Source organism: Bartonella sp. AP1QHHD (genome assembly GCF_042196265.1).
GTDB lineage: Bacteria > Pseudomonadota > Alphaproteobacteria > Rhizobiales > Rhizobiaceae > Bartonella.
Genome location: NZ_JBHIPW010000073.1, coordinates 22312 through 43397, shown reverse-complemented (window position 1 = coordinate 43397; position 21086 = coordinate 22312). Strand labels below are relative to the sequence as shown.

Sequence of the window (21086 nt, the reverse complement as noted above, 5' to 3'; positions counted from 1 at the left end):
ACCTTTAGAAAATCTCAGCTCTTCACTGTACATGAAGTGGTAATTACTCATACATAAATCAAGCATTATAATGATATTATTAGAAACACCTATCAAATACCGTTCATTACCACCTTTTATATTGGCATCGCACAATGTCATGCTGATACATTTTCTTTATCTTCTGCACGTTCTGAGTAAATATAAAGAGGACGCGCTTTACCATCAACGACATCACTCGAAATAACCACTTTTTGAACGCCTTCAAGAGCCGGTAGCTCAAACATCGTCTCAAGAAGGATCTTCTCCATAATAGAACGTAAACCACGAGCACCAGTTTTACGTTCAATTGCTTTCTTTGCAATAACACGTAAAGCATCTTCATGAAATGCTAACTCGACATTCTCCATTTCAAAAAGACGCTGATATTGCTTTACTAACGCATTTTTAGGTTGGGATAAAATTTGCATGAGGGCGTTAACATCTAAATCCTCTAAGGTAGCGACTATAGGAAGGCGCCCAATAAATTCTGGTATTAAACCAAATTTAATAAGATCTTCAGGCTCTAAATCACGAAAAATTTCACCGACACAACGCTCATCCGGAGCCTTAACAGTCGCAGAAAAACCAATAGAAGTTTTTTCACCACGCCCTGAAATAATCCGTTCTAAACCTGCAAAAGCTCCCCCACAAATGAATAAGATGTTTGTGGTGTCAACCTGAAGAAACTCTTGTTGCGGATGCTTACGTCCACCTTGAGGAGGAACAGAAGCAATCGTTCCTTCCATAATTTTTAATAACGCTTGCTGAACTCCTTCCCCCGAAACATCTCTTGTAATAGAAGGATTGTCTGCTTTACGAGAAATCTTATCAACCTCATCAATATAAACAATACCACGCTGCGCACGTTCAACATTATAATCTGCTGCTTGAAGAAGCTTCAAAATAATATTTTCAACATCTTCTCCCACATAACCCGCTTCAGTCAAAGTGGTCGCATCCGCCATCGTAAAAGGCACATCAATAATACGTGCTAATGTTTGTGCAAGATAAGTTTTACCACAACCCGTTGGACCAACAAGAAGAATATTTGATTTAGCCAACTCAATATCATTGCTTTTAGACTGATGCGCCAACCGTTTATAATGATTATGAACAGCAACAGAAAGAACACGCTTTGCATGCTGCTGACCAATAACATAGTCATCAAGAACTGTTATAATTTCCTGTGGCGTAGGAACACCATCACGCACCTTAACCCCAGAAGACTTATTTTCTTCCCGAATAATATCCATGCAAAGCTCTACACATTCATCACAGATAAATACAGTAGGCCCCGCAATGAGCTTACGCACCTCATGCTGACTCTTGCCGCAGAACGAGCAATAGAGAGTATTTTTTGATTCGTTCCCGCTATTGCTAATTTTGCTCATTTTTCTTTCCTTTCACCACAATATATGAACACTTTGCCTTTTCAAAGGAAGCCTTTCATCATGAAAACTAAAAGACATATAGAAAACCATGCATGTCTCAATACTTTTAGGTGTTTCTCTTATTTTGCGATATTTTTTATAAAACTCTTTGATTTAAAGTAGCTGTTTTTTCTATAAAAATTCTTAATCTTTTTCTTCTTTTTCAGTTTCTGCACGGTATTGTATAACATCATCAACTAAGCCAAACGCTTTGGCTTCTTCTGCTGTCATAAAATGATCGCGATCGAGAGTTCTCTCTATAACCTCATAATCTTGACTCGTATGTTGAACATAAATTTCATTTAAACGCCGTTTCATCTTTATAATATCTTGCGCATGTCGCTCAATATCTGAAGCTTGACCTTGAAAACCACCAGATGGTTGATGCACCATAATACGTGCGTTTGGCAATGTAAAACGATGACCTTTTGCTCCAGCCGTTAACAATAAAGACCCCATAGATGCCGCTTGCCCCATGCAAAGCGTAGAAACAGGAGGGCGAATAAACTGCATAGTATCATAAATAGCCATACCAGATGTTACGACTCCACCTGGAGAATTAATATAAAGACTAATTTCTTTTTTAGGATTTTCCGCTTCCAAGAAAAGCAATTGTGCACAAACAAGCATTGCCATACCATCTTCAACAGGACCATTAATAAAAATAATCCGCTCCTTTAAAAGACGGGAAAAAATATCATAGGCCCGCTCACCACGATTGGTTTGTTCAATAACCATAGGAACAAGGCTTAATGCTGTTTTCATTGGATCACTCATATTTTTACTTTCCGTTCATATAACAACCGCTCTTTACACATTCAATGTTTTTATCCATATGTTAACATTACTCTCTTGTGCAAGCTACAATCAAGAGATTGTATAAGATAGATTAAAATCTCAATAGTTAAAATAGCAATAATAACTCTACCTAAACAAATGATGAACATCCGGAATGCGAGATACCGCCCAATGGTAAAAACTTCCTTCCTGAGGTCTTTTCGTAGTCTTTGTCTTTCTGTGAATATGAAAGCCTATCAAGCGTGAATCTGTAAGCGGCTTTACACCAAAAGCTGGTTCAAAAATACGTTCAGTTTTTCGCCCAGTCCAATAATAAAAAGTTTCCTTTTCCTTTGCTTCATGAAAGAAACCATATCGTTTTGCTAATCGTGAAATACCATCATTGCCAAATATTGTAACGCCAAGATTTCCCGGTAAAATCGGCATTTTTTTCCTCTTTAACCAGAACGGTCTCCAAACACGACGCTTAAACCCAAGCCAATGAGGAATAATTTCTGTGCCAGCCCAATAATCCTCAAATACTTTTATAATAGGGTTATTGGGCGGAAAATAAAGTGCAGAAACGCCTACTCTTGTATTATTTTCTCTTGCCAACCAAACCTTATCCGCATCTGGATGAAATTGTTTAACAAGGTAAACATCTGTATCTAACCAAACACCTTGTTGATATTTCATCAGCATAACACGAAAAAATCCGAGAACTGAACAATTGTACACCCTAGTTTATCATCAGAAAAATCGGGATCAAGGCGATAAATTGCTGAGCGTGGTAAAATTGATTCGGCTTCATGCAGCTCAACACCAGCAGGGAGATTATCTATTTTTTTATCATAACTAAAAAGCTTAACGCGCTGTCCAGTTTTAACCATTGAGGACAAACAAAGCCTATCCACCAATCTTAATTGTCCACTATACCAAAAAGTACAAATATCCATAGATAATATATCAAAAATATTCTAAACTTACGCGAAAGAGTTGTTCAACATCACGAACCCTATCAGCAAGAGCAAAAATCACTATTCTATCACCAGACAAAATACGCGTATCTGCCGAAAGCTGTATTATTGTCTTATTGCGATAAATTGCACCAATTCTCAAACCATCTGATAAATTGAGCTCTGATAATGACTTACCAACCAATGAAGATGTTTGCATCACTTCAGCTTCAATAATTTCTGCTCGGCCATTAAAAACTGAATGAACAGAACGAATACGCCCACGGCGCATTTGTTGCAAAATTCTCGATATTGTAACACTATGGGGATTAAGATATGCATCCACACCAACAGCACGACTAAATTCTTGATAGGCAACATTATTAATCAATACCATATTGGCTTTGCAGCCCAATCTTTTAGCAATAATAGCGCTTAAGAGATTAACCTGATCTTGATTGGTCAATGTAATCATTAAATCGGACTGATCAATTCCCGCATCTTGAAGAATCACTGGATCTAACACGTTACCGTATAAAACTGTTGTTTTTTCAAGCTGATCAGCAATTGTGAGGGCTCTTTCTCTATGCGCTTCTATAATCTTCAATTTTAATTTATGGAAACGCTTTTCAATAGCCTGTGCAACATAAAGGCCAATGTGACCACCCCCTGCAATAATCATGCGGTGGGCATCTTGTTCTTTATGACCAAAAAGCCCAACAGCACGACGCATCTGTTCACGAGAAACAACAAGATAGGTTATATCACCAACGCGTAATTGCGTTTCTGAATGTGCAACCAATAATTCCGCGCCACGTTTAATAGCAGTAACCGTCGTATGAAGATCTGGAAAAAGCTCTGTTAATTGACGCAAAGGTGTATTAATAACTGGACAATCTTCCATGCATTCCAAAGCTAGTGCCACAATATCATCATTACAAAAATAAAGAACATCTATTGCACCAGGTAAAGCAATACGGCGCAAAACCATTTCCCCAACTTCAACTTCTGGCGAAATAACCACATCAATGGGAATATTCTCTCTGGAAAAAAGCGTCTTATAACGTGGTTCTAAATAAGATTGTGAGCGAATACGAGCAATTTTTGTGGGCACATTAAATAATGAATGTGCTACTTGGCAAGCTACCATATTAACTTCATCAAACAAAGTGACAGCAATCAACATATCAGCTTTGTCTGCATCTGCAGCCAAAAGAACTTCAGGCCGTGAACCGTGACCAACAAAACCTCTCACATCCAATGTATCGCGAATCTTTTCAATTAATCTCGTTTCAATATCAATAACAGTAACATCGTGATTTTCAGCAGCAAGACGCTCTGCTATCCCATAACCAACCTGTCCTGCTCCACAAATAATAATACGCATCGCTTTAAGAAACTCCAAGCGCTTTAAGTTTACGGTGCAAAGCTGAACGCTCCATGCCTATAAATTCAGCAGTACGTGATATATTTCCACCCAAACGCCCAATCTGCGCCACTAAATATCTCTTTTCAAATAATTCTCGAGCTTCACGTAACGGCAAATCCATTATACTTTCATCTGAATCCATTTGAAGACGTGGCAAAGAATCACTTACTTCACTGGGAAGAAAGTCCGCTGTTATAGGACCATCACCATCCCGCACAAGAATAAGAAGACGCTCAATATTATTACGTAATTGCCGCACATTACCCGGCCAAGCGTGCGTTTGCAAAATAGCAATCACATCATCACTGATTGCACGCGGTTTAATCCCAACCTGCTGTGATATTGTTTTTACAAAATGATGTACAAGTTCTGGAATATCTTCACGACGCGCTGAAAGGGGCGGAACAACAATAGGAACAACGGAAAGACGGTGAAAAAGATCCTCCCTAAAGCGCCCATCAGAAATGAGGTTTTCAAGATTTTGCGCTGTCGAAGAAATGATACGGACATCCACCTTAACACGTTTTGTGCCGCCAATTCTCTCAAATGTTTGCCCCGTTAAAACTCGAAGAATCTTCCCTTGAGTCTCACGCGGCATGTCAGCAATTTCATCAAGATATAAGATACCGCCATGAGCTTCCTCTAAGGCACCAATTTTACGCTCTCTTCCCTCCATTTCGCTGCCAAACAGCTCTATTTCCATTCTTTCCGGAGTAATCGTTGCAGCATTTATTGTAACAAATGGCCCATTCGAACGCGTTGAGAGCGCATGAATAGTTCGTGCAACAGTCTCTTTTCCTGCCCCTGAAGGACCTGTTATCATGATGCGACTATTGGTTGGTGCTACTTTTTCTATGATTTGACGCAAATTTTTTATAACTGTCGATTTTCCGAGCAACTCTAATGTCTCGTTCGAACGCTTTCGCAATTCTAAAAGCTCACGTTTTAAATTTGAATTTTCAAGTGTTCTCTCTGTAACCAATACAAGTCTATCAGCTTTAAAAGGTTTTTCAATGAAATCATATGCTCCTCGCTTTATAGCGGAAACAGCCGTCTCAATATTACCATGACCAGAGATCATAACGACCGGAAGAGCCGGATATTGTGTTTTAATTTCATCAAGCAGTGCTAAACCATCGAGACGACTACCCTGTAGCCAAATATCCAAAAAAATGAGCTTTGGAATACGCTCACTAATTTGAGCCAATGCTTCATCAGAGTTACAAGCAACACGCGTTTCATAACCTTCATCATCTAAAATACCAGCAACAAGCTCACGAATATCTGCTTCATCATCAACAATCAAGATATCTGATACCATACTATTCCCCTATCTTATGATTTATGGCTTGTATAATATTACCCTGCTTACCCCCATCCGCTGGAAATATCAAACGGATCATCGCACCACGACCTTCATAAAAACTCTCCGGTGCATCATGAAGCTCCATGAAACCACCGTGATCTTCAATAACTTTGCGCACAATAGCTAACCCCAGCCCTGTTCCTTTTTCCCGCGTTGTTATATAGGGTTCTAATAACTTTTGTCTTTGCTCTTTAGGAAGTCCTTTCCCGTTATCAACAACATCCACAACCACCCATTCTTCCTGACGATAAGAACGGATAAGAATATGACCGTGAATATTTTCCTCTCGCATAACTGAATCTATGGATTCGCTCGCGTTTTTGATAACATTGCAAAAAGCCTGTACAATGAGACGGTTATCAAATGCACCCATAAGTGGTAGAGTTCCTAAATCTTGCTCAAAATGAATATCATGTCGCGTCACTTCTATCAAGAAACATGCTTCGCGCAACAATTCTCGTATATCTAAAATATGCATTTTTGGTTTGGGCATACGTGCAAAAGAGGAAAACTCATCAACCATACGCCCAATATCTCCAACCTGCCGAATAATTGTGTCAATACACCGGTCAAAGACCTCTCTATCTTGTGTAATAGCTTTGTTATAACGTTTACGAATGCGTTCAGCGGATAACTGAATAGGTGTAAGAGGATTTTTAATTTCGTGTGCAATACGCCGCGCAATATCCGCCCACGCCGCTGTACGTTGCGCTGCAACAAGGTCTGTAATATCATCAATTGTTAGAACCCAAGATTGCCCTTGTCCATCATCCTCCTCCATCGTAACTTGGACATTACAGACACGCTCTTTTCCTGCAACGTTTAAAGTGACCTGCTCACGATGGTTTTTACGATCCAATGAACGCACAAACTGAAAAACCTGCCAAATTTCAGCGCTTAAAGATAAAAGACTTTTTCCAACAACGTGCTCTGAGCGAATATCAAACATCGCTTCAATAGACCGATTGATAATGGTGATATCACCATTATCATCTATACCGGCTACTCCCGCTGTTACACCCGATAACACAGCTTCAGAAAAACGCCGTCTTTCATCAATTTGATCACGCACTGCAATCAATTCATTACGCCGACTTTTCAATTCACTGACCATGTAATTAAAAGTTTTGGATAATTGCCCAATATCTCCATCTTTTGCTCGTACTGGCACGAAAATTTCCATATTTCCAGAAGCAACATCATCGGCAGCACTAATGAGAAGACGAATAGGACGTACTAAGCGATCAGCAACAGCAATAGCAGCCCAAATGGCTGATAAGAATAAACTAAAAAAAAGACACAAATAAAGCATACCAAATGCAATCTGTGTCAGCAGGCGATTTTCATTTAAATCACGATAACGATCTGTATTAACTTCTGTCAAACGCAAAGCAGATAAAACACCTTTATCAACGTCACGCACCAAATATAAAAATGTGTTTGGAATATTGGTAAATTTTAAAATAATACCAAAATAATCATGAACGCCTGGTTGAAAAGAAAAAGGTCTCGCACTAGTTGCACGTTCAATAAGATGAGAAGGAGGAATTGGCAGTTTATCTTCATCACCAAGAGCACTCGATACAAAAATAGCTCCGCTAGAACTTAACAAAAATGCACCACGCAAATTGCGTCCTAGAGCATGACGCGTCAATTGCATCCTATATTCAGCTGGATTACGTTCTAAGAGTTTTTTGTTATCAAGTGCAAATGCCATCGCGTAGGATAAATTTTTTAAATTTTGAAGCATTTCATCTGCATAAGCATTTGCTAAATCAATAGAAGAGCCCACAATTTGCCGCGTTGTTGTATCAAACCATCGATCAAGTCCCAAATTTAGTGCTGGACCCGATACAAGAGCTACAGCAACAGCTGGCATTGTCGCAACAAGTGCAAACAATGAAATAAGGCGCACATGAAGACGCGATCCTGCACGCCTTGAACGCCAAGCACGAATGATCGGTATCATCTCATAAAAAACGATGACAATAAGCCCTAAAACCCAAAAACTATTAATTCCTATAAGAATAAGGGTTACTGTTCTACTGGGAACAACAGGAGTTAATCCAATAAGAATAATAAATGAAACAGAGGCCGTAAGTAAAGCCAATACAATAATTGTAATCCCTAAAAAAATATATACCTTACTTAAACGATACAACTCATCGTTATAAGTATTTTTATCTATGTCTTGAAGATTCGTCACAGATGTTATATTCGTCATGAGCTTACATACCCTTATCCCATTATTCTCATATAACCTTTTGTAGCAAAAATTGACAATACTAATACTACATTTAAAATAGAGCAAATATAGTCAACGAGAAAAAACTTCTACATTTTGCAAAATATCTTTAAAATAGACTGTGTTCGACGATACTTTACGAAGGAAATGAGATGCGATTAACAAAACAAACAAATTATGCTCTTCGAATGCTCATGTATTGTGCAGATAATCAGGGAACTCTCAGTCGTGTTCCAGAAATCGCTAAAGCATATGCCGTTTCAGAGCTTTTTTTATTTAAAATCCTTCAGCTGCTTGTTCAAGCAGGTTTTATACAAACAGTGCGTGGACGCAATGGTGGAGTTAGATTGGCTAAACCCGCAGCAGAGATTTCAGTCGCGGATGTTGTGAAAGTAACAGAAGACAACTTTTCCCTCGCAGAATGCTTCGATACTGCAGAACCAACTTGCCCCTTGTTTGATTTTTGTGGTTTAAATACCGCACTTCAAAAAGCATTAAATGCTTTTTTTGAGGTATTATCCGTGATATCCCTTGCTGATCTACAACAACCATCCTTTCAAAATCATTTTAAAATTAATGACAAAAAAGCAAACTAAGATTATAATACAAGGAGATTAAGTATTTCTATTGCAGCAATAATATTAGCCGCTGGACGGGGTGAAAGAGCAGGATCTCCCCATAAAATTCCAAAACAATATCGGCTTCTAGGACAAAAGCCAATTATTTATCATACCGTGCATTGTTTTTTGCAGCATCCAGCTATCACAACAATTATTCTTGTTATTCATCCAGAAGATCGTCAAATCTGTGAACAAGCTATTGACGATTTTAAAGAGCGCCTTATTATCGTTGAAGGAGGCAATACACGTCAAATCTCTACCTTATATGGACTTCAGGCACTCAAAAAATTTGCCCCCCAATATGTGCATATTCATGATGGTGCACGCCCTTTTATCGAAAACAAGCTTCTTAATAACATTCACAACACTATCACGCCTCAAGAAGGTGTTCTTCCTGTTCTGCCCATCTCTGATACCCTTAAACGTATAAATAATCAGCATATTTTAGAAACAATTCCCCGTACCCATCTTTATAGTGCACAAACTCCACAGTGTTTTCCCTTTGAACATATCTTAGCGGCCCATAAACAAGCAAAACAAGCTTGCAAACAAGAATTCACTGACGATTCTGCAATTGCCGAATGGTTTGGAATTCCTATGCGTGCCATTCCTGGGGATCCTAACAACATAAAAATTACATGGCATGAAGATTTTAATACTGCACATTTATATCTCCAAAAGAAAATGCAAATGTTTCCTGATATCCGCACCGGCAATGGTTATGATGTTCACTCTTTCGAGGATGGTGATTTTCTTATTTTATGTGGTATAAAAATCCCTTTTCATAAAAAATTAAATGGACACTCCGATGCGGATGTTGCTCTTCATGCGCTAACAGATGCCCTGCTCGCTACGCGAGGTGCTGGAGATATTGGCACACATTTCCCTCCCTCTGATCCTCAATGGAAAAATGTATCATCAGAAATTTTTCTCCGTCATGCTCTTGATATTATTAAACAAGCAGGTGGACGTATTGCCAATGTTGATATCACAATTATCGCTGAAAATCCTAAAATTGGTCCCTATCGTCATGCCATGACAGAAAATCTTATGACAATACTTTCAATGACACCTGATCGAATCTCTATCAAAGCAACAACAAATGAAAGGCTTGGATTTATTGGTCGTGGTGAAGGAATTGCTGCTCTTGCAACAGCGAGCGTTCTTTATTCAGGAGAACTTCCCCAATGACATATCTTTGTGAAAAACAAGCACATGAAGTCCTTAATACCTTTCGCCAAAAAGGTTTGCTGTTAACAACTGTAGAGTCTTGTACAGGGGGACTCATTGCTGCATGCCTCACAAATATAGCAGGATCATCAGATGTTCTCGATTGTGGATTTGTTGTTTATTCAAATGAATCTAAAACACGCCTTGTTGGCGTTTGTGCTGAACTTATAAAAACCTATGGTGCCGTTTCAAAAGAAGTTGCTCTTGCAATGGCTGAGGGTGGATTAAAACATTCACAAGCTGACATTGCAGTTTCTGTAACAGGAATTGCTGGTCCAGGAGGTGCAAGTCTTGATAAACCTGTAGGACTTGTGCATTGCGCAGTAGCTTATAAAAACCACTCCCCCCTGCACAAAGAAATGCACTTTGCTCATCTTAATCGCAATGCTATCCGCCATGCAACTGTTGAAAATGCTTTTAAAATGATTCTGGAATTGCTTCACTGAATTCCCCATACTAATTTCAAAATTCTTTATTCCCCATCGAGTCTATAATCGTCAACATCTTGAAAAAATTTTATTGTATCACAACTTGAAAATGAACGATCTGACTAGCGTAAAATTATCTCACTTTAGTCCTGTGTAGGTTGAATTAATCAAATTTATTCACTTACACGCCACAAGAGAAAAAACTGTATAAATAAAATGATTAATGAAAGGAAAACTTGTACCTCTCTCTCAAGTGCTAAGAGCTGGTACAACATCTTGAGAGATGGCAAATAAATGATACAGGAGAACTTCTTCATAAGTGTACAGATGTAGATTTTATATACTTTTACGAGAATCTATACTATTTATTATGAGCACTATTATGAAATGGGTATGACGCAAGCATGTTCTATTTGGGCGTTTTGTTTAACGAGTGTGCATCTATTAAAAAAGAGAGAAACAAAAGCATGAAGCTGTGCATCATCTTCATCATTTAAAATGATATTCCCTCAATATGCTTTTGAAAGCTGAATTAAAAACAAATAGTAAAGATGGAAACCGGTTTTCACCTTCACGCTGTTTAAGCAATACGTATTGTTAAAAAATAACAGAATAGACTATGTTACCGTAGAGCCATAAATCTGATGCGCACGCTTCTCAAAAGCCTCGGTAAATTTACGAAACGCAATATCAAACATTGAGCCCATCACTAATCCAAGCGTTTTACTTTTAAATTCATAATCAATAAAAAACTCTACATTACATGCATTGGTATTTTCAATATCATGAAAGGCCCAACGATTTTCAAGATATTTGAATGGACCATCAATATATTTAACTTCTATAAGACTTTTTTCCGGCTGAAGAAATACTTGAGTCGTAAAAGTTTCACGAATAATCTTATAGCCAACGGTCATATCCGCAAGAAGCAATATTTTTTTTCCATATTCTTTTCGAGAACGTATTATTAAAGACTCACACATTGGTAAAAATTCAGGATAACGCTCAATATCTGAAATCAGATCAAACATTTCACTGGCACTATGGGTGATCTGCCGATGTATTGTAAAAATCGGCATAATTATCTCTGTAAGGAAAATTTTTCATCACGCGCTTTTTGCAAAATGGCAAAATCATCTCCAGCATGATGAGATGAACGCGTTAGAGGATTGGAGGCCATATGTAAAAATCCTTTTACTTTACCAATCTTGGCAAAAGACTCAAATTCTTCAGGAGGCACAAAACGAACAACTGGATGATGTTTTCGTGTAGGCTGCAAATATTGTCCAATTGTCATAAAGTCAACATCAGCAGCGCGCAAATCATCCATCAATTGCAAAACTTCATTTCGCTCCTCCCCGAGGCCAACCATAATTCCCGATTTTGTAAAAATTGTTGGATCAAGTTCTTTAACACGTTGTAACAAACGAATTGAATGAAAATAACGTGCCCCTGGACGCACCTTCAAATATTTAGAAGGAACTGTTTCTAAGTTATGATTAAAAACATCAGGCTTAGCAGCAACAACAACTTCTAAAGCGCCATCCTTATGACGAAAATCAGGTGTAAGAACTTCAATTGTTGTTTTAGGAGTTTTTTGACGAATCGCATAAATAACTTTTGCAAAATGCTCAGCACCACCATCAGCAAGATCATCACGATCAACAGATGTAATGACAACATGTTTTAATTCCATCCTTGCAACAGCATCAGCGACACGTTCTGGCTCATTATCATCAACGGCAAGTGGAATACCTGTTGCAACGTTACAAAAAGCACAAGCACGCGTACATATTTCACCTAAAATCATAAAGCTAGCATGCCTCTGGCTCCAACATTCGCCAATATTAGGACAACCAGCTTCTTCACATACAGTCACTAGCTTATGCGTACGTACAATACCATGTGTTTCCTTATAAATTGGTGATGTTGGCGCTTTTACACGAATCCAATCTGGCTTTTTTTGAACGCTTGTATCAGGACGATGTGCCTTTTCAGGATGACGCAATCGTCTATTTGCAACTCTATCAACAACCGTAACCATTTAAGCCTTTGCCTTATAAATACGAAGTAACAATCAAAAATATAAAATTTTTCATACAATCCAGTCATCAAGCGTTTAAAACTTGACCATAAGCATCTAATACACTTTCTTTCATCATTTCCGATAAGGTCGGATGTGGAAAGACAGTATGCATTAATTCTTCTTCTGTTGTTTCAAGATTCATAGCAATAACAAAACCCTGTATCAATTCTGTTACCTCAGCCCCTACCATATGGGCCCCGAGAAGCTGTCCTGTTTTTTTATCAAAAATCGTTTTTACTAACCCCTGATCTTCACCCAAAGCAATCGCCTTACCATTCGCAGCAAAAGAATAACGACCAATACGTATATCATAACCTGCTTCTTTTGCTGCCGCTTCTGAAAGCCCTACAGAGGCAACCTGTGGTGTACAATATGTACACCCTGGAATTTTTCTTTTATCAAGTGGATGAGCGCTTTTCAAACCTGCAAGATGCTCAATACATATCACACCTTCTTCTTCTGCTTTATGGGCCAACATAGGAGGGCCTGCTACATCACCAATAGCATAAATACCTTCCACCCCCGTCCAACTCCATTCATCAGTTACAATGCAGCCGCGATCGGTTTTTATTCCCAAAGCTTCTAAACCAAGATTCTCAATATTACCTTGCACCCCAACAGCGGAAATCAACCGGTCAACAGTCATTGACTCTATTTTACCTTGAACATCAATATGTACACTTACAGAATCGGAAGATTTTTCAACCTTTGTTACTTTTGCTTGACGAAGAATACGTAAACCTTTTTTCTCTAACTGTTTACGAGCAAACGTTGAAATTTCAATATCTTCAGCAGGCATGATATGGGGCATCATTTCAACAACAGTTACTGTCGCCCCCATATCATGATAAAAAGAAGCAAATTCAATGCCAATAGCCCCAGACCCTATAACCAAAAGCGATTTTGGCATTGCTGGCGGTATCATAGCTTCAAAATAAGTCCAAATGAGTTTTCCATCTGGCTCAATACCAGGAAGGACACGAGGACGTGCGCCCGTTGCAATAATGATATGCTTTGCTTGATAAGTTCCCTCCCCTAACGTCCCTTTAGGGACTGGATTTTGCGGTTGCATAATCGGTTTGGAGGATGAAAAAACCATAATTTCCGCAGGAAGGCTTCCCTTTGCTTCTTTAGTAAGCTTTGCTTCACCCCAGATAATATCAATTTTGTTTTTTTTCATTAAAAAACCAACACCAGCATTTAAACGTGCTGAAACACCCCGTGAACGTGCCACAACATCTTTGATGTTTGCCTCAATTGAACCATTAATTTTTAATCCATAATTTGTCGCATGTTCAGCAAAATGTTTCATTTCCGCTGAACGTAGAAGGGCCTTTGTTGGAATACATCCCCAATTTAAACAGATCCCTCCCAAATGTTCACGTTCAACAATCGCAGTCTTAAAGCCACATTGTGCTGCACGAATTGCGGTTACATATCCGCCTGGACCTGATCCAATCACAATTACATCATAAAGATTTGCCACAGTAATTCCTCCATGGATATATAAAAAACGGATATGCATTTTTTGAACTTAAGACTGTAAAACAACATGAGAGAATTATCTTATGTCTTTGCTTTAAGCTTCACGTAAATGCTTTACCCAAACCAGAAATAGCAATAACATTGCTCTTTAAACTCTTTAAATTTGTTTCTATTCTCTTAACACGCTTTCTCACAATTTACGTGAAGAACTGTTAAACAGTTCAAACCAACATTGCTAATGGATTTTCAATCATCTTCTTAAAAGTCCGCGCGAGCTCTGCTGCTAAAGCACCATCGACAGCACGATGATCCGCAGAAAGCGTAACTGACATAACTGTCGCAACAACTAATGCACCATTTTTAACAACGGCGCGTTGCTCCCCTGCACCAATCGCAAAAATCGTCGCATGCGGTGGATTAAGAATAGCCGAAAAACTTTTTATACCATACATCCCCATATTTGATACAGCTGTTGTTCCACCCTGATATTCTTCCATTTTTAACTTGCCCTCGCGCGCACGCTTTGCAAAATCCTTCATCTCTTTGGAAATAAGTGATAACGGCTTTTTCTCTGCATGGCGAATAATCGGTGTAATTAATCCATTGGGAATAGAAACAGCAACCCCAACATCACAATGTTTATGATGAAGCATCCCGCCTTCAAGCCAAGAAACATTCGCATCAGGAACCGCTTTCAAAGAAAGTGCGACAGCTTTGATCACCATATCATTAACAGAAAGCTTATAAGTAGGCTGAGTTTCTTCCTGCCCCTTAACCATTGGAGCAGCAGCATTTAGTTGTGTACGCAGTGCTAATAGCGCATCAAGTTCACAATCTACCGTTACATAGAAATGTGGGACTCTCTGTTTTGATTCCACCAAACGTGTCGCGATTGTTTTACGCATATTATTATGGGGAGCGAAGCTATATTCATCCTCTTTGAAGAGTTTCAATATCTGTTTGTCCGAAGCACCTGTAGCTATTAGCTCCCCTATCGATGATGAATAAGACACTTTAGACATATCGCTGCTCACAGCTTTTTCTACATCGCGCTTAATAATACGCCCATGCGGACCACTTCCAGAAATAAGGGATAAATCAAGACCTGCCTGAGATGCTAATCGCCGCGCTAAGGGAGAGGCAAAAAGACGAGCTTCCTTTTTATCTTGCTGTATTAATTGCCCAGTTGATGATTCATGAGACATTTTTATTCCCTTTGAGTCCGTCTGTTTCAGAGAATCTGTCTGTTTGATGCCCTCTGGTTTTTGTCTTGTAGAAGAAGAGATTTCTTCTGCAACTTTTGCAGCTTCAGCTAAATCTTCACCTTCTTCTGCTAAAACAACAATTAAAGCATTTACTTTAACGCCTTGTGTTCCAGCAGGAACAACAATTTTAGCAACCCTACCTTCATCAACGGCTTCGACTTCCATTGTCGCTTTATCCGTCTCAATTTCAGCAATAACATCACCAGAGGAAACCTTATCTCCCTCCTTAATATTCCATTTTGTTAAATTTCCCTCTTCCATCGTAGGGGAAAGCGCTGGCATTGTAATTTTAATGGGCATTATGCTTTCCTCCGTTATGCTCTGTATGTCACAGCCTTAACGGCCTCAATAATTTCAGCAGTATTAGGCAAAGCCAACTTCTCAAGATTAGCGGCATAAGGCATCGGAACATCTTTACCAGAAATCGTAGCAATTGGCGCATCAAGATAGTCAAAAGCCTGCTGCATAACACGCGTTGCTATTTCAGTTCCCACAGATGACTGAGGAAATCCCTCTTCAATTGTTACCAAACGACCTGTTTTTTTAACTGACGAAAGAATTGTTGGAAGATCCATCGGGCGAATGGTTCGTAAATCAATCAATTCAACATCAATACCAAGTTTTTCAATTTCTGGTAACGCTTGAACAGCATAATGCATCCCAATTCCACATGCAACAATCGTCACATCTTGTCCAGACTTATGAATACGTGCCTTACCAATAGGCAAAAGAAAATCATCCAGTTGAGGAACATCAAATTGATGCCCATACAAAATCTCATTTTCAAGGAAAATAACAGGATTATCATCACGAATAGCAGATTTCAGCAAACCTTTTGCATCTGCAGCACTATAAGGCATGACAACTTTCAGACCTGGTACATGACTATACCATGCAGCATAACATTGAGAATGTTGAGCACCAACACGGGCAGCCGCGCCATTGGGACCTCGAAAAACCATAGGAGCGGTCATTTGTCCACCAGACATATAACGTGTTTTGGCTGCTGAGTTAATAATTTGGTCCATCGCCTGCATCGCAAAATTAAAGGTCATAAACTCGACAATAGGACGTAACCCACCAAAAGCAGCCCCGACAGCCAGCCCAGCAAAGCCGTGTTCTGTAATTGGGGTATCAATAACTCGGCGTTCTCCGAATTCTTCCAACAAACCTTGACTAACCTTATAGGCACCTTGATATTGCGCGACTTCTTCCCCCATAAGAAAAACTGTTTCATCACGCCGCATTTCTTCAGCCAAAGCCTGATTAAGCGCTTCACGAACTGTCATTGTAACCATTTGTGTTCCCGCTGGAATATCAAAATTAAGAGATGTATCAAAAGTAGGAGCAGCCTGCGGAACTGACAAAGGCAGAGAAAGAGCAGATTCCTTAGTTTTTTGTGCTGTATCAGTAGGTTGCGAAATATCCTCAGCACGCTCACCTTCTTCTAACAAAATTGCAATAACAGTGTTAACCCTTACGCCTTCTGAACCTTCAGGCACAAAAATTTTACCAAGAGTACCTTCATCAACGGCCTCTACTTCCATTGTAGCCTTATCCGTTTCAATTTCAGCAATAACATCGCCAGAGCTAACCTTATCACCTTCTTTCTTGAGCCATTTAGACAGTTTACCTTCTTCCATAGTTGGTGAAAGCGTCGGCATCAAAATATCAATAGACATACTTGCTTCCCTCGCATCAAACTAAAATATCAGTATAGAGCTCAGAAGCATCTGGCTCTTGATCACTTTGTGCAAAATCTACCGCATCAGCAACAATTGCACGGACCTCTTTCTCAATAGATTTTAAATCGTCTTCGCTCGCCCAATTTTTTTTAAGAATCCGACTTTTTACTTGATCAATCGGATCGTGCTCCTCTTTTATTTTTTGGACTTCTTCCTTTGAACGATATTTTGCTGGATCAGACATGGAATGACCACGATAGCGATAGGTCTGCATATCAAGAATGATCGGTCCTTTACCTGAGCGTGCCCAAGAAATTGCTTCATCAGCAGCTCCTTTTACTGATCGAACATCCATACCGTCAACAACAATACCTGGAATTTCAAAAGAAAGACCACGTCGTGAAAAATCAGTTTCTGCAGATGCACGTGAAACTGACGTTCCCATAGCATACTGATTGTTTTCAATAATATAAACAACGGGAAGCTTCCAAAGTGAAGCCATATTAAAACTCTCGTAAACCTGCCCCTGATTTGCAGCACCATCACCAAAATAAACCAATGTCACATTATCTTTACCAAGGTACTGATTCGAAAATGCCAAACCTGAACCAATGGGAACCTGCGCACCAACAATACCATGTCCCCCATAAAAGTTCTTTTCTTTAGAGAACATATGCATCGAGCCACCTTTCCCTTTGGAAAAGCCACCTTGACGTCCCGTTAATTCTGCCATAACACCACGCGGACTCATCCCAACCGCTAACATATGACCATGATCACGGTAAGACGTAATAACCTGATCACCTTCTTTTGCCGCTTTCAATGTTCCTATAACAACGGCTTCCTGACCAATATAAAGGTGACAAAATCCCCCTATAAGCCCCATACCATAAAGTTGTCCTGCTTTTTCTTCAAAACGGCGAATTAAAAGCATTTCACGATAAGCATCAATTTCTTCTTCTTTTGTAAAATCTGCTATTGGTGCTTTCTTTGTGGTGCTTGATAATGCAGTGCGCGCCGCCGACGCAGAATTTTTTTTAAGTCGTTCTGCCATATTAAACTCCCTTTTATGATTATTTAGGAATAACCTTTACGAACAAAAGTTACAAGCCTTATCAATCGGCTTAAACAATATCATTGCTGATTATTGTTTAAATTAAGCGATTTTTCATTTACCTTTAGTATCATTTCAAGGTATTAAGATTGTTAGTTCATTTGACTTAGAGAAGTTCAAGTTCTTTCGGACATACTCATCCAACATATCTTTTTCTATATGCCCGTTGCGTAAAAGAGAAATACGCTTTTCCATGAATATCCGCTCAGCTTCTATTTTATGAAGCTCCTTTTCTAATTCGCTAATATGCTGATTAACTTCACTGCGTGAATACAATCCATACTCACCATGATAAATGTGATAACTGAAATAGCTTAAGACTCCCACCGTCATAAGAGGTAGTACAAAGCGTACTTTGATTGATCGACGTTTCTGCTTTGTCCACATAAAATAGCACAGTCTTTACAGCACAAATTTCTTAATATTTTGCCCAACTATGCATGATTTTGATTAATACCTCATTACCAAATCTACACTAAATAATTTGTTATTTTCAATTTATCCCCCCTTAATACAATCAAAGTAAGCTGAATGACCCACTTTTTATATTATAAATATTGGATATCCTCTAATTTGTAGCTTTTTCCTAAAATTTCCTATTAAAATAAAAATAAAATCAACGGTATCCCCTATGCTTGGTGGTTTTTTCCTAACCAATTCCAATCCTCAAATTGATAACGCTTATCATCACCTCCCAAAACGAGATAAACCCCTTGATTTTGAACAATAATTTCACCCTTCATCCTTACCCACGCTCCTTATGTGTTATTCATAAAGAGATTATTTCTAATTTGATAATATGCGGATTAACCTCACGGTGTAAATACAATTTATAGCAGCCGTAATAAACGTGAAATTAGGATAGTTTGGAGCCTCCAATAATCTAATGCTATCCACTGCTATAAGCAGAAAAACAATGCACGCCTTAATTAATTTGCGTCTTTGCTTTACCCGTATAAAATAGCATTGTCTTTTTCAATACTTTTACTTAGCTGTACATGTTTTTTAATATCTCATATTAAATAAATATAGTACAATAATTTTGCATGATGCAACTTAATTATTTATAAAAATAAAAAGCGAACTGAATTACTTTCTCTTTAATTATAAAATTTTTAAAAATCTGTAATCTGATTCCCATCTTTATCCGTAAATTTTCCTCCAAGAATGACTATAAAATCAACAACTGCCCAAATTCCGGTAATTATCAATCCAAACAATGATAAAGATAGAACCAGCATTAAAGCACCAGTCCTAACTTTACCAACCATAAAACGATGGACACCAAAGATACCTGCACACCAACAAAGGAGTGCGAACATTATCTTTGAGTTCTCTGTACCTGGTCTCAACAATGGAAAAACAGAACTGACAACCCCCCCTTCACAGACAAAATCAACAGCATTACCAATCCTTGGTGGATTCTTTCCCAACCAATCCCAAGTCGCAAACTGATAACGTTTACCATCATCACCCGAAACGAGATAAGTTCCTTGATCTTGACTAATAATTATACCTCTCATCTTAATCCCTATAAATTTAAATACTTAAAAATTATTGCGTATATGCCTTTGATAAGAAATCTCAATTTCATAATCTAAATGATTGTATACTTTTATATTTTTTGCTCACAACTATACACGATATAAATCACCAGCATAATGCGCTTGGGCTCCTAGCATTTCCTCAATACGGATAAGTTGATTGTATTTTGCTAATCTATCCGAACGTGCAAGAGAACCTGTTTTAATTTGTCCACAATTCGTTGCAACAGCAAGATCTGCAATGAAAGAATCCTCTGTCTCGCCTGAACGATGAGATATAATGGCACGATAACCTGCTTTATGTGCTACCTCTACAGCATCAAGTGTTTCACTCAATGTACCAATTTGATTAACTTTTATGAGAATAGAATTGCCTACCCCCATTTTGATACCATCACGCAAACGTGCTGAATTCGTTACAAACAAATCATCGCCAACAAGCTGACATTTTTCTCCCATTGTGTCAGTAAGTAGCTTCCAACCTTCCCAATCATCCTCTGCCATTCCATCTTCAATTGTAATAATAGGATAATTTTTCACAAGCTGCGCTAAATAATCTACCTGCTCTTGGGTGTCACGGTATTTCCCCTCACCTTTATAAAAATACGAACCATTTTTATAAAATTCGGTTGAAGCACAGTCTAAACCAATGGCAATTTGTTCACCTGGTTTATAGCCACATATCATGATAGATTCCATAATAAAATCAATTGCTTGATCAGCACTTTTAAATTGAGGAGCAAAACCACCTTCATCACCAACATTGGTATTATAACCCGCATCTTTTAAACGCTTTTTCAATGCATGGAAAATCTCAGCGCCATAACGGATCGCTTCTCTTATAGTAGGAGCTCCTATAGGAATAATCATAAACTCTTGAAAATCAATCAAATTATCAGCATGAACGCCACCATTAATAATATTCATCATGGGGGTTGGAAGAATATGCGCTTGTGTACCACCAATATAACGATACAAAGGTAAATTTAATGAATCCGCAGCTGCTTTTGCAACAGCTAATGAAACACCAAGAAGTGCATTGGCACCAAGACGGGCTTTGTTTGGCGTTCCATCCAAAGCAATCATTGCTTGATCAATAGCAATTTGATTTGTTGCATCCCGCCCACCAAGTTCTTCAAGAATTTCGCCATTAACTGCAGCAACCGCTTTTTCAACACCTTTCCCTTGATAGCGCAAACCACCATCACGAAGCTCTATAGCCTCGTGTGCTCCTGTTGAAGCTCCCGAAGGAACCAGAGCGCGACCAAAAGCTCCATTCTCCAAATGAACATCAACTTCTACCGTTGGATTACCACGGCTATCAAGAACTTCACGCCCAATGATATCGACAATTATAGTCATATGTGTTTCCTTATCCAATAAAAGTCTCGATTCATTTATAATG

General features: G+C 38.7%; 17 protein-coding genes and 1 pseudogene. 3 read left to right on the top strand and 15 right to left on the bottom strand.

Annotation, left to right across the window (positions count from 1 at the left end; translation table 11 throughout):
* Window positions 1–137 precede the first annotated feature (137 nt).
* The 6 genes and pseudogenes from clpX to ACFIME_RS06870 form a co-directional block, all read right to left on the bottom strand.
* Window positions 138–1412, bottom strand: a complete 1275-nt coding sequence (gene clpX, locus ACFIME_RS06895) for an ATP-dependent Clp protease ATP-binding subunit ClpX (protein ID WP_273723371.1) — start codon at window positions 1410–1412, stop codon at window positions 138–140.
* A 183-nt stretch (window positions 1413–1595) separates the two neighbouring features.
* The gene (gene clpP / locus ACFIME_RS06890; protein WP_375611281.1) at window positions 1596–2228 is read right to left on the bottom strand and encodes an ATP-dependent Clp endopeptidase proteolytic subunit ClpP; all 633 of its coding nucleotides are present in this window, start codon (window positions 2226–2228) and stop codon (window positions 1596–1598) included.
* A 147-nt stretch (window positions 2229–2375) separates the two neighbouring features.
* A pseudogene (locus ACFIME_RS06885) lies at window positions 2376–3184 on the bottom strand (hypothetical protein).
* Window positions 3185–3194: 10 nt separating this feature from the next.
* A complete protein-coding gene (gene trkA / locus ACFIME_RS06880) occupies window positions 3195–4571 on the bottom strand; it encodes a Trk system potassium transporter TrkA (RefSeq protein ID WP_375611279.1) in 1377 nt (458 codons plus the stop codon).
* Between the two features lie 4 nt (window positions 4572–4575).
* Window positions 4576–5934, bottom strand: coding sequence for a sigma-54-dependent transcriptional regulator (locus ACFIME_RS06875; protein WP_375684700.1), 1359 nt, complete (start codon window positions 5932–5934; stop codon window positions 4576–4578).
* A gap of 1 nt (window position 5935) precedes the next feature.
* Complete coding sequence (locus ACFIME_RS06870; protein WP_375662207.1) at window positions 5936–8203, bottom strand: ATP-binding protein; 2268 nt, start codon at window positions 8201–8203, stop codon at window positions 5936–5938.
* A 173-nt stretch (window positions 8204–8376) separates the two neighbouring features.
* On the opposite strand from ACFIME_RS06870, the gene rirA reads away from it, so the two are divergent.
* Genes rirA through ACFIME_RS06855 form a run of 3 tightly spaced genes read left to right on the top strand, consistent with a single transcriptional unit; the run spans window position 8377 to window position 10520 of the window.
* On the top strand, window positions 8377–8820 hold the full coding sequence (gene rirA / locus ACFIME_RS06865) for an iron-responsive transcriptional regulator RirA (protein WP_375611276.1): 444 nt from the start codon (window positions 8377–8379) through the stop codon (window positions 8818–8820).
* Window positions 8821–8844: 24 nt separating this feature from the next.
* Window positions 8845–10035 carry a bifunctional 2-C-methyl-D-erythritol 4-phosphate cytidylyltransferase/2-C-methyl-D-erythritol 2,4-cyclodiphosphate synthase gene (locus ACFIME_RS06860; RefSeq protein WP_375662221.1) on the top strand — a complete coding sequence of 397 codons (1191 nt, stop codon included), beginning with the start codon at window positions 8845–8847 and terminating at the stop codon, window positions 10033–10035.
* On the top strand, window positions 10032–10520 hold the full coding sequence (locus ACFIME_RS06855; RefSeq protein WP_375628982.1) for a CinA family protein: 489 nt from the start codon (window positions 10032–10034) through the stop codon (window positions 10518–10520). Before ACFIME_RS06860 ends, ACFIME_RS06855 begins: the two co-directional genes overlap by 4 nt.
* A gap of 599 nt (window positions 10521–11119) precedes the next feature.
* On the opposite strand, the gene ACFIME_RS06850 is transcribed toward ACFIME_RS06855, so the two are convergent.
* From ACFIME_RS06850 to eno, 9 genes are all read right to left on the bottom strand, one after another.
* A complete protein-coding gene (locus tag ACFIME_RS06850) occupies window positions 11120–11581 on the bottom strand; it encodes a type II toxin-antitoxin system RatA family toxin (RefSeq protein WP_375684699.1) in 462 nt (153 codons plus the stop codon).
* Between the two features lie 2 nt (window positions 11582–11583).
* The gene (gene lipA / locus ACFIME_RS06845) at window positions 11584–12546 is read right to left on the bottom strand and encodes a lipoyl synthase (RefSeq protein ID WP_375611273.1); all 963 of its coding nucleotides are present in this window, start codon (window positions 12544–12546) and stop codon (window positions 11584–11586) included.
* A gap of 67 nt (window positions 12547–12613) precedes the next feature.
* Entirely contained in the window at window positions 12614–14074 is a 1461-nt protein-coding gene (gene lpdA, locus ACFIME_RS06840) for a dihydrolipoyl dehydrogenase (RefSeq protein WP_375612898.1), read from the bottom strand.
* 220 nt (window positions 14075–14294) lie between these two features.
* Window positions 14295–15638, bottom strand: a complete 1344-nt coding sequence (locus ACFIME_RS06835) for a pyruvate dehydrogenase complex dihydrolipoamide acetyltransferase (RefSeq protein WP_375612899.1) — start codon at window positions 15636–15638, stop codon at window positions 14295–14297.
* A gap of 14 nt (window positions 15639–15652) precedes the next feature.
* A complete protein-coding gene (locus ACFIME_RS06830) occupies window positions 15653–17020 on the bottom strand; it encodes a pyruvate dehydrogenase complex E1 component subunit beta (RefSeq protein WP_375620767.1) in 1368 nt (455 codons plus the stop codon).
* Between the two features lie 16 nt (window positions 17021–17036).
* Entirely contained in the window at window positions 17037–18077 is a 1041-nt protein-coding gene (pdhA, locus tag ACFIME_RS06825; protein WP_273791144.1) for a pyruvate dehydrogenase (acetyl-transferring) E1 component subunit alpha, read from the bottom strand.
* A 135-nt stretch (window positions 18078–18212) separates the two neighbouring features.
* Complete coding sequence (locus ACFIME_RS06820) at window positions 18213–18524, bottom strand: septum formation initiator family protein (protein ID WP_375617692.1); 312 nt, start codon at window positions 18522–18524, stop codon at window positions 18213–18215.
* Between the two features lie 728 nt (window positions 18525–19252).
* Entirely contained in the window at window positions 19253–19660 is a 408-nt protein-coding gene (locus tag ACFIME_RS06815; protein WP_375662212.1) for an NINE protein, read from the bottom strand.
* A gap of 111 nt (window positions 19661–19771) precedes the next feature.
* Window positions 19772–21043, bottom strand: a complete 1272-nt coding sequence (gene eno / locus ACFIME_RS06810) for a phosphopyruvate hydratase (RefSeq protein ID WP_375662213.1) — start codon at window positions 21041–21043, stop codon at window positions 19772–19774.
* Window positions 21044–21086: the final 43 nt, after the last annotated feature.